At 73.1% G+C, this 2054-nt stretch carries 2 protein-coding genes and 1 pseudogene; 1 reads left to right on the top strand and 2 read right to left on the bottom strand.

Annotated elements, in window-relative coordinates; translation table 11 throughout:
• Window positions 1-120: 120 nt before the first annotated feature.
• Entirely contained in the window at window positions 121-444 is a 324-nt protein-coding gene (locus ABWI07_RS43930) for a M48 family metalloprotease (RefSeq protein WP_353822184.1), read from the top strand.
• A gap of 11 nt (window positions 445-455) precedes the next feature.
• On the opposite strand, the pseudogene ABWI07_RS43925 reads toward ABWI07_RS43930, so the two are convergent.
• Together ABWI07_RS43925 and ABWI07_RS43920 are read right to left on the bottom strand one after the other, a co-directional pair.
• Window positions 456-1028: pseudogene (locus tag ABWI07_RS43925) on the bottom strand (replication-relaxation family protein); the annotation flags it as partial.
• A 401-nt stretch (window positions 1029-1429) separates the two neighbouring features.
• On the bottom strand, window positions 1430-2054 hold a 625-nt coding region (locus ABWI07_RS43920; RefSeq protein ID WP_353822183.1), incomplete at its 5' end, for an ATP-dependent DNA ligase.

The following is a 2054-nucleotide window of genomic DNA, read 5'->3' as shown; positions in this document are numbered from 1 at the left end:
CTGAGCGCGGCCGCCGCGTGGGTGGCCGTGCGCGGTCATGTGTTCGCCGGGGCGCCGCACCCGGTCGTGGAGGCGTACGCGCTGAGCACCGGGGGTTCCTGGGCGTCGACGACCGCCGTGATGCTCGCGGGCGGCGGCGTGTGGAGCGCGGCGATGCTGGTCCGTGAGATCGCCCGGGCCCGGGCCCGCCGCCGGCAGCGCCGGGCCGAACTTCTCGTACGCGCACCGCTGTTGCCCGGCGAGGAACCCGGTGCCGATCGGCTCGTGGTGCTGGAGGGCGAGCGGTCCGATGCCTGGTGGCTGCCCGGGGCCGCGCCCCAGCTCGTCATCACCACGGCCGCGTTGCGCCGGCTCAAGGGGCGGCAGCTGGACGCCGTCCTCGCCCATGAGCAGGGGCACGCACAGGCCCGGCACGACTGGCTGCTGCACTGTTCGGGCACGTAGCGGTAGAGGCGCTCGTACGCGGGCAGCTTGGCGGCGAGGCGTTCGGGGCCCATGGTGGCCCGGTCGACTTCCACGAACGCCCGCAGCATCGACCCGTTGTCGCCGCCTGCGGGGCCGCGCCGGTAGTACAGGAGCGCGTCGGGGATGACGGCCTCGCCACTCCCGATCGGGTGGTGGACCTCGGGAATCCAGTCCAGCGGCCGGAACAGGTCGCCGTGACGTCGGGCGTCCTCGAGGAAGGCGAGCGCGGTCTCGGCCACGGTCAGCGTGTGGCCGGCCTTCAGCCGCACGGCCGTCGGATCGGACACCGTCCTGGAGGGCCGGTGCCCGCGCATCTCGGGCCACTCGGATACGAGTTGCACGCCGTACGCGGTGGGGAACCACACCCGGGTCCGCCCTGCCTGCGGCAAGGTGATGCGGTCGACAAGCCCCTCCCCGCGCAGTCTGGCCAGCCTGCGCCTCGTCTGCTCGATGCGCACCGACGGGGCGATCACCCGGTGCATCTGCTCGGTGGTGGCCATCCGGTACTGCGACAGCACGCCCAGCGCCAGCCGGTCCCCGCTGCCCACCTCCACGCCGATCATCACGGATCCGCTCGCTTCCCGTCCGGTGCGGCACCGTCCTTGCCGGGCGCCGCGCGTACCGGTCACAGCAGCAGCCGGCCCCCACCAAAACCCCGACCATGAAGCCCCGACCACGGTCACGAAGCGACAACGACTCCGTGGACCAGGCCCAAATCCCCTCCGACAACCCGGCCGACAACCGTCCTCACCCACTCCCGCGCCTGCCCGAGAACCCGCAGGTCACCACACCAGTCCGGCCGTGGTCGGGAGGCCGACATCCCCTCTACGCCCCCGGACCACGCCCCACAGCAGGAAAAACAAGGAAGGTGGGTGGGTGGGACAAGTGTCGGGCGGCGGGCGAGGGGATTGGGCGCCGCCAGTGCTCCTCGCGCGTCGGCCGGGGCCGCCGCGCTGCGCCGCAGTCAGAGCGGCGATGTCAGGTGGGGGATGTCGGCGGGGGAGAGGTCGGGGCGGGCGCGGTGCCAGCGTGCGGGGTGGCGCCACCGGCCGGAGGTGTCACGGGCGACGTCGACGCCGACTTCCGCCACCAGCTCGGGTTCTACCAGCGTGACGTTCAGCGTCTCCCTGGTGCCCCACCCGGCGGAGAAAGACCAGCCCGTCCAGGGATGACCGCGCCGCGCCGGAGCGAGCAGGCCGGCGACCGCAGCACCTGCCGTCCGGGCGAGGGTGGTGGTGCGGCCGACGTACTGAAGGCGGCCTTGGTCGTCGTACCTGCCGAGCAGCAGCGTGCGGGGAGAGGCCGGGGAGCCGGTGACCGCGCCGACGATCGCCTCGCTCGTCTCGCGGACCTTGTATTTCTGCCAGCCCCTCACCGACGGGCGGTAGGCGTCGTCCAACCTCTTGAAGACCACCCCCTCCATGCCGACCGACGCCCACGTCAGCCACTCGCGCACGACATCAGCCTCGGTGGTCGACGGGCACAGCGCCCACGGCGCCGACAGCCGGCGGGAGGCGAACACAGACTCCAGCGCGGCCCTGCGCCGCTGGTACGGCCACCTGGTCGTGTCCGTCCCGGACAGCCGTAGC

It is taken from the genome of Actinomadura sp. NPDC000600, assembly GCF_040492135.1.
Taxonomy (GTDB): Bacteria; Actinomycetota; Actinomycetes; order Streptosporangiales; family Streptosporangiaceae; genus Spirillospora.
Note: the sequence above shows the minus strand (reverse complement) of the source record. Positions and strands in the feature narration are given on the sequence as shown.